Annotated in this window: 7 protein-coding genes and 2 pseudogenes; 2 read left to right on the forward strand and 7 right to left on the reverse strand. The window is 38.5% G+C overall.

The genetic code is table 11. From position 1 onward, the window contains the following. Positions 1 to 379: 379 nt before the first annotated feature. Together ACFO3G_RS04450 and ACFO3G_RS04455 are read left to right on the forward strand one after the other, a co-directional pair. Positions 380 to 1,513, forward strand: a pseudogene (locus ACFO3G_RS04450) (phospholipase D-like domain-containing protein); the annotation flags it as partial. Beyond that, positions 1,510 to 2,430, forward strand: coding sequence for a Ppx/GppA phosphatase family protein (locus tag ACFO3G_RS04455; RefSeq protein ID WP_380078368.1), 921 nt, complete (start codon positions 1,510 to 1,512; stop codon positions 2,428 to 2,430). The pseudogene ACFO3G_RS04450 and the gene ACFO3G_RS04455, both read left to right, overlap by 4 nt. 29 nt (positions 2,431 to 2,459) lie before the next feature. Here ACFO3G_RS04455 and ACFO3G_RS04460 read toward each other — a convergent pair whose 3' ends face one another. The 7 genes and pseudogenes from ACFO3G_RS04460 to ACFO3G_RS04490 form a co-directional block, all read right to left on the reverse strand. Further along, on the reverse strand, positions 2,460 to 3,893 hold the full coding sequence (locus ACFO3G_RS04460) for a WG repeat-containing protein (RefSeq protein WP_380078370.1): 1,434 nt from the start codon (positions 3,891 to 3,893) through the stop codon (positions 2,460 to 2,462). Positions 3,894 to 4,441: 548 nt separating this feature from the next. Then, entirely contained in the window at positions 4,442 to 4,711 is a 270-nt protein-coding gene (locus ACFO3G_RS04465) for a hypothetical protein (protein WP_380078372.1), read from the reverse strand. Between the two features lie 208 nt (positions 4,712 to 4,919). After that, positions 4,920 to 6,215, reverse strand: coding sequence for an NCS2 family permease (locus ACFO3G_RS04470; protein ID WP_380078374.1), 1,296 nt, complete (start codon positions 6,213 to 6,215; stop codon positions 4,920 to 4,922). Positions 6,216 to 6,233: 18 nt separating this feature from the next. Continuing rightward, complete coding sequence (locus tag ACFO3G_RS04475) at positions 6,234 to 6,938, reverse strand: nucleoside-specific channel-forming Tsx family protein (protein WP_380078376.1); 705 nt, start codon at positions 6,936 to 6,938, stop codon at positions 6,234 to 6,236. A gap of 41 nt (positions 6,939 to 6,979) precedes the next feature. Continuing rightward, positions 6,980 to 7,582, reverse strand: coding sequence for a LysO family transporter (locus ACFO3G_RS04480; protein ID WP_380078378.1), 603 nt, complete (start codon positions 7,580 to 7,582; stop codon positions 6,980 to 6,982). Next, complete coding sequence (locus ACFO3G_RS04485) at positions 7,579 to 7,854, reverse strand: LysO family transporter (protein WP_321741212.1); 276 nt, start codon at positions 7,852 to 7,854, stop codon at positions 7,579 to 7,581. Before ACFO3G_RS04485 ends, ACFO3G_RS04480 begins: the two co-directional genes overlap by 4 nt. A 46-nt stretch (positions 7,855 to 7,900) precedes the next feature. Further along, positions 7,901 to 7,993 (reverse strand): annotated as a pseudogene (locus ACFO3G_RS04490) (transposase); the annotation flags it as partial.

Here is a 7,993-nt window from a genome sequence, read left to right on the forward strand (position 1 = left end):
CCAGACAATTCGAAATAATTTCTTTAATTTGTACTCGTGTGAGATCCATACTGTTTTACTGTTTTATTTTATTTTTTCAAAGATAATAGTCTTGGGTCTTACACACTTTTTTGGGACAGTATCGTTTGTCCATCCATTGAAAGGTTTATCCATATTATTATTGCTCTTTGAAGTTCCTATTATAGTCCAATTTATGATATAGACAGCGCATCATTGTGTCAATAAATAACAGGTTGTAGCTAATTTGATTTTTATTACAAGAATAGCATAGATATAGAGTTGTATCCTACAAAATCTATTGCTTATTCTTGACCGGTAGATATTTCCCTTACATCTATTTATCAAGCTTTAGCTCTATTTGTTGTTGTAACCATTTCGTAGACCTGACCTTAAATATCCTCTTTGGAAACCATTGATTTTACCTGAGCTAAGAAGTACAGATAGTTTGTTGGAGAGAATACAAAATCGGGATTGTGCTATTCATGTCCCATATCAAAGTTTCGACTATCTGATACGTGTTCTTCAGGAGGCATCTATAAGTAAAGAGGTCAAGAGTATTCAGATAACTCTATATCGTCTTGCAAAAGATTCTAAAGTTGTAAAGTCTCTTATATGTGCTGCGAGGAATGGCAAAAAGGTGACAGTCGTAATCGAATTATTGGCAAGATTTGACGAATCCATGAATATCGACTGGTCTCAAATCATGCAGGAAGCCGGTATTCATGTGATATTTGGGGTTGAAGGCTTGAAGGTTCACTCCAAGATTATTCATATTTCGATGAAGCATGGCAGAGATATTGCCTGTATAAGCACCGGCAACTTCCATGAAGGGAATGCTCGTGCATATACCGATTATATTCTTATGACATCTTCTCCGACTATTGTAAAAGACATTCATAATGTATTTACATTCATCGAACGACCTTATTCAATGCTAACTTTCAAAGAATTGTTGGTATCTCCCAATGAGATGAAGAATAAGTTTATCAAACTGATCAACGATGAAATCAGAAACAAACTTGCCGGCAAACCCGCCTATATACGAATAAAGATCAATCATATAACAGAAGAAACTATGGTCAGGAAGCTGTATGAAGCATCTTCTTATGGCATACCTATAGATATTGTGGTGAGGGGAAATTGTTCTCTTATAACCGGCAAAAAGGGAATAAGTGACACAATATCAGCATGTGGTATCATTGATAGATATTTGGAGCATTCACGTATATTCATTTTTGCTGCGGGAGGAGAAAACAAAACATTCATTGGCTCTGCGGATTGGATGCCTCGCAATCTCGATCATCGCATTGAGGTGGTTACGCCGGTCTATGATCCGTCAATTAAAGAAGATTTGTGGCGGGTTATAGATTATGGATTAAAAGACAATTGTCAGAGTACTATCGTTGATGGAAGTGGATTGAATGTTCCCAAAACAACTGAAAGTAAGGAACGGTTTAGATCTCAAGAAGAGTTGTATAACTATTATAAAGAGAAGAATCAGCAACAACAATGAAATATTATGCAGCCATCGATATCGGATCAAATGCTGTCCGATTGCTAATCAAAAGGGTTAATGAGAGTGAACCTCGCATAGATAAGCGACTCAGCAAAGTTATTATGCTCAGAGTCCCTCTTCGTTTGGGGTTTGATGTCTTCAAAAATGGCAAGGTTTCGTCCGGGAAAGTCAAAAAGTTGGTTCGTCTGATGAAAGCTTATCGCCAGCTTCTTAAGATATATGAAGTTAGCAGTTATCGTGCTTGTGCAACTTCTGCCATGCGAGATGCAGCCAATGGAGCCAAAATTATTGATGATATAACTAAGGAGACGGGGATAAAGGTTGATCTGATCGATGGGGAGGAAGAGGCTCGAATAGTCTATAGCAATCATATGGAATGTATGGAAGACCGCAGAGGCAACTACCTATACGTTGATGTGGGTGGTGGTAGTACAGAGATCAATTTCCTTGTTGATGGCGATTTAAGGTTTACAGGATCTTACAATATCGGAACGGTAAGAATGCTTAATGATGCAGTAAAAGTTGCCGTTTGGGAAAAATTAACCAAAGATCTTAACGAATTGGTAGTTCAATCGGGTAGCAGTAGCATCAATATTATTGGTTCAGGAGGTAATATCAATAAACTCTTCCGCCTGTCTAAAGATAGCGATAAGGATCGCTTAAGATTACCAATCGAATCCCTTTGCAGTCTATATCAAGAGCTTTCGTCCCTCAATCTTGAAGAAAGAATGAGCCGATACAACCTTAAGCCGGATCGTGCCGATGTCATTGTTCCTGCTGCGAAGATATTTATAAATATATCGGAGATTGTCAAAGCCGAATATATCCATGTCCCTGTTCTGGGATTGGCTGATGGTATAATAGATTTACTTTATCAAAAAGATTGCTTACTTGGCAGAGAAACCAATGGGTAATGCAATGCTCTTTTAGAGTTTGCCTCGATTTATGCAGGGTTGCCTGATGTGTCTATCATAAGGGGCTTTCCATCCGTTGTTACGACCTCAGCCAACCCTTTGTTAAATGATTTGGCCATTACATAGCAAGGCTTAATAACCTCATTCCCAGATTCATCAACATACCCCCATAGATCGTTTTTCTTGACTGCTGCAAGGTGCTCTTTATAGAGAAACATACGTTGATATTTTGGAGCGATTATCTCCTCTCCTTTACTATTTACAATGCCAAAAAAGCCTCCAAGAATAACTTCTGAAAGATTATTCGTTTGGAAACTCAAGATATTGTCATACCTCGCTGCAACAATCTCCTTTCCCTCACGGTTAACAAGACCATGCAGGTTGTCTTCAACGAAATGTGATAAGCCATTCTTCTGAAACGGGAATAATTGATCATATTTAGTTTCGACAATGAAGTTGCCCTCTGTATCGATCAGTCCATACTTGCCATCTACACAAACACGAGCCACACCTTTGTCAAAAGACCAGGCTTGATCAAAGATGGGTGAAACAATCGCGTTCATGTTATAATCAACAAAGCCCCATCTATTACCTATCCTCACCCTTAAACGCCTATCAAAAAAGAGTGTGTCGTATTCATCAAAGGGAAGGAAACTCAGGTTACCTGCCTTATCAATAAGCTTAGGCTCTTTGCTATCATAGACGAGTGCCTTACCTTTACGAAAAGGAAAGGCAAGTGTAAATCTAATTTCTATGACCTCACGCCCTTCTTCATCAATAAATCCCCAAAGGCCCTCTTTGCATACAGCAGCAAGTCCTTCACTAAAGTTTTGCACTCGCGAATATTGAGGCTTCACAATTTCTCTTCCGTCTTCACAGACAAAACCAATCTTACCACAAGCTGAGACTGGAGCAAATCCTCCTTTAAAAGTAAAAATGGCATCATATTTAATAGGGACAATTTCATGCCCATCTCGGTCTATACATCCATGCTTAAAATCTTTGACTACATGGGCCAATCCATTGGTGTCGTAAGAATAGGTCATATCGTACTCAAGTGGAACCACAACAGTCCCATTTTGATTAAGAAAACCCATTTTGCCATTTACTTTGGCTGAGACATAACCCATTGTGTCAAAAGCGTAAAGTTTATCATATTCCAAATGAATAACAGCTTCCCCTAAGGTGTTGAGATATCCATGTTTTCCATCTTTTTCAACGTGAGTTAAGCCAAATGCATTGAAAGCATGAACATGATCGTAAATAGGAGGTATTATGACATGGCCATAACGATTGACAAAGCCAAACAAACCATCTTTTTCAATAGCAGCCATACCGGCATCTTCAAAAGGATAGATTGCATCATAAGAAGGAGAAAGGATCTCCTTACCATCACAAAGCAATCCATACTTACCTTCTGCAAAAAAAAGGGTGGGGAGCGTATTCAATAAACTTTCAGACATCGAAGCATTTTACTTTTGGGTTACCAAAGATAAGTCATCTGTATCCTAACGCAAAATAAGGAAAAGGATAGAGTGGTTGCAGTCTTATAAAACAGATCTTTTGAACCTACAATACAACTATCTTTTTTGCTTAAATTGAAGCTTATTAGCTAAATAATGTAAATTTATTTAGCGGTTTTTGGGCATAAAAAACAGCCTGTTTTTGACATAAAAATGGCCTTTTCTTCTTACAAAAACAGACAGAAGAGAGATTTATCAGTATTGCTATATATTAAATAATGTAAATGGTGATTTTTATTTATCTTTTGGCGGCTTAAAAATAGCTTTTAGGCTGCCTTTTTGGGTAGGTCGCGCGACTTGCAATCCATCCCCGCGCTACTTTGAAAGTAACCTCGCGCGAGGTTGCACTTGAAGTAGCGCGACTTCGCATGTCAAGGTCGCGCGAGAATAGATTGCTTCTCGCGCGAGCTTATTTGTTAAAATAGCGTATAAAAAAAGCCCGTTTCGTACTATAAAACGGGCAAAGTTGGCAAGAAGGTCAGGTGTGCCTAACCCTCGAATTTGATGTTTTGAAGTTGAATGAGTGTTGTTTGAGTGGCTTTTGGAGTACTGAATAAGGTAACAGTATTTAACAAATAAAGTCCTTTCTCGATGAACTTCACAGTCCCTTGAGAAAGACCATTCATGAGATCATATTTGATGATTACAAAGTCCTCAATCTCTTCCCCTTTGATAAGACATATCTTACCCACAAGGAGGGAGATACCTCCAAGCAAAAGGGTAATCAAAAGTATGGTAAATAATATGCTTGTCATCATAGATCTTATTCTTAATCTGTCACTAAGATACTAAAAATCAATCTTTTTCGCAATTTATAATACATTGGGATATTGCTATTGGATCTAATGTGAGTCATAAAAAAACAGCTTCACTACCTCAAGAGGTAGAAAAGCTGCATAATCTAATAGCCTAAGAAGTTGCATGAATATTGGGAAATAGATCCATGCAACTTCTTAGTGACAATATCTAAGCAAAGATGAACTTCAATATAAATAAAACTGCCAGTACATACATTGTAATCGAGACATCCTTAAACTTACCTGTTGCAACTTTAACCAACACATAAGTTAGAAGTCCCAAAACCATCCCATCCGCTATCGAATAGGTTAATACCATCATAATCATGGTAACAAATGCCGGCAAAGCCTCGCTCATATCTGTCATATCCACTTTACTTACCGAATCCATCATAAAGACACCGACGAGGACCAATGCTCCTGAAGTTGCGGCACTTGGAATAAGCAAAAAGATAGGTGAAAAGATAAGGGCAACGATAAAAAGCATGCCTGTGGTAAACGAAGTCATACCGGATCGTCCTCCTTCTGCAATACCTGAAGCACTCTCTACATATGTCGTAATGGTAGAGCTACCCATCATAGAACCTATTGTTGTACCGATAGCATCTGACATCATGGCCTCTTTGACTCTTGGTATTTGTCCATCTTTTTGCATCACACCGGTCTTGGAAGCCAAACCAACCAAAGTACCTACAGTATCGAAGATATTCATAAAGAGAAGTGTAAAGATGATAACGGCCATATCAAGAGAGAAGATTTGGCTAAAATCAAATTGACAGAATGTTGGAGCCATAGAGTGGGGAAGAGAGACCGGAATAAAGTTTTTTGGGATCTCTGTCACTCCCATGGGAATACCAATAATGGTACAAATGATAATACTGAAAAATAATGCTCCCTTCACCTTGCGGATAATCAGAATACCACTCAGGAGTATACCGATGATAGCCAATAAAGAAACCGGAGTAAATGGACCAAACTTGACAAATGTTGCCGGATCTGATACAATAATTTGAGCGTTTTTGAGCCCAATAAAAGCTATAAACATTCCTATACCACCGGATATGGCATATCGAAGATTCATGGGGATACTGTTGAGAATCAATTCACGAACATTTAAGAATGTGATAAGGATAAAGATAATCCCTTCCACAAACATTGCTGTCATAGCCACTTGCCAACTATATCCCATTCCTTGCACCAAGGTGAATGCAAAAAATGCATTAAGCCCCATACTTGGAGCCTGAGCAAAAGGTAGCTTGGCCATAAAAGCAAGCAAAAGAGTTGATATGGCAGATGCGATTGCCGTTGCAGTAAATACCGCTCCCTTATCCATGCCGGTAGAACCCAGTATATCAGGGTTGACAGCCAAAATATAGCTCATGGTAAGGAAGGTGGTAAGACCGGCAATAAGCTCGGTCTTGAGATTCATTTTCTTGGGATCAAATCCAAATAACTTCTGTAACATTGTTGTAACGGTATAAGATTAGAAGGTCCATTTAAGAGCTAAAGTTGGGATTGCATAAAATCCATCTCGGCCGGCAAAGTTGTTGCTAAGCTCAATCTCACCTCCTACACTAAGCTTAAAGTCATCACTTATGCCATCAATCTTATATAAGTTTAGCCAAAATTGGGGTTCAGACAAGAAGATATAATCCTTTCCCGCAGGTGTTTTCTCTTTCCAAAAATCAGCAAACCCGGAGAATGTACACATACCATTCTTTGCAAAGTTGAGATACCATGTACCGGTAATTTGGAAGCTATTCGGCTTGGGTGACTTTTGGATATATTTATACATGGCGGAAAGGGTAAATCCACTCATATAGTCCTCATTGTTCCACGTATAGGTACTACCAACGAGGTAAGCATTATTGTATGGGAAAGAAGAGCAAAGACCTCCATTGTATTCCAGGTGAGCAGAGAAAGGTGACTGCCAAAACTTCAATTCACGAGAGATTTCCCAATAAGCAGAAGCAACTCCCTGTTGGGTATAATCCATATCGATGAAAAAATAGGTACTTCCAAACTTATCCGGGTGAAACATCTCCACAGTAGAAGTCAAACGAGGCCTTTCTGCCAAATCTTTGTCATAAATATGGCGTCCAAAATCATAGTGAAGTTGCACATTCTGTGAATATGCAATTGGAAGAATAAAGACGGTAAGGATTAGAATTGTAAATAATTTTCTCATTAGGTAAGTTATTTATAGGTTGATTAATAGTTAAGATCTTTTCAAATTGAACAAAAGAGAGTTACGAGAAATGGCACGCTGAAATCCATCAAAAAACCATGATATATAGATACTACCGCATATTCTTTGCCACTTACGCTTGTAATGATTGGCAATGTGGTATCCATTGTGGTAGCTCCTCCGGAAGATATTGGCGCAAACGAACCAAACCATTTGGCCAACAATGGAGCACAAAGCAATGTGAATATTTCTCTCATTATATTTGCCATTAGTGCAATAGTACCAAGCTCCGGTCCTTTAAAATCGGTGATTATAATTGAAGAGAGAGAGTAGTAGGCAAAGCCCGATCCCACAGCCATACAGTCCGACACACTTCTTCCGGGGATCAATAGGCTTATGAATGCTACACCGGCAAGGGTGCCGATAATAGTACATAGAGGTAAAAGCAATACTCTTGGATTTAGAGCCTTAAAAGTTTTCTTAATGTTCTTATCCGATCCAATGGCAATACCAACAGTCAGGATAAGTACAAGAAGAGTATAAAAGCTAAGTTTAGTCTGAGCCAAATCAAATGGCAAAACATGATAATATCCAAAGATTGTCCCTAAGATGAAAAATCCAATGATAATGATACTTCCTTTCATTTGTCTTTTCTTTTAATGTAGATCCACAAAAACCATGAAAGCAAAACACTTCCCACGACGCCACCGATAGTAAGGACAAAAGCTTCGAAACCAATCGTATGAAGACCATTGATGATAGATTTGTCACCTCCAACCTCAATTCCCAAAAGGAACAACAACACCCAGACTGACAAGGTGCTGATCTTAGATACAAGACTACAATCATATTTTCTAAGAAGATATCCAATGAGAATACCCAAAGCCATCGTTGCTATGATTATCAATACCAACATAAAAGCCTCCTCAATTAAACAATAGTTCGTTAAAAAATATCCAAGCCTAAGCGGCTCTGGCAGTAAATAAAATGAGTTCTTTGAAAAGTTTGTCAATAACTTGCGGGTCTGGGCTAATCCCAAACACGCAAATAAATCG

Source organism: Falsiporphyromonas endometrii, from assembly GCF_042654485.1.
Lineage (GTDB): Bacteria > Bacteroidota > Bacteroidia > Bacteroidales > Porphyromonadaceae > Porphyromonas > Porphyromonas endometrii.

What these genes read in the sequence shown, in the direction of transcription:
- ACFO3G_RS04455 (WP_380078368.1), top strand. Translation starts at nt 1,510, where the DNA reads ATGAAATATTATGCAGCCATCGATATCGGATCAAATGCTGTCCGATTG.
- ACFO3G_RS04460 (WP_380078370.1), bottom strand. Translation starts at nt 3,893, where the DNA reads ATGTCTGAAAGTTTATTGAATACGCTCCCCACCCTTTTTTTTGCAGAA.
- ACFO3G_RS04465 (WP_380078372.1), bottom strand. Translation starts at nt 4,711, where the DNA reads ATGATGACAAGCATATTATTTACCATACTTTTGATTACCCTTTTGCTT.
- ACFO3G_RS04470 (WP_380078374.1), bottom strand. Translation starts at nt 6,215, where the DNA reads ATGTTACAGAAGTTATTTGGATTTGATCCCAAGAAAATGAATCTCAAG.
- ACFO3G_RS04475 (WP_380078376.1), bottom strand. Translation starts at nt 6,938, where the DNA reads ATGAGAAAATTATTTACAATTCTAATCCTTACCGTCTTTATTCTTCCA.
- ACFO3G_RS04480 (WP_380078378.1), bottom strand. Translation starts at nt 7,582, where the DNA reads ATGAAAGGAAGTATCATTATCATTGGATTTTTCATCTTAGGGACAATC.
- ACFO3G_RS04485 (WP_321741212.1), bottom strand. Translation starts at nt 7,854, where the DNA reads ATGTTGGTATTGATAATCATAGCAACGATGGCTTTGGGTATTCTCATT.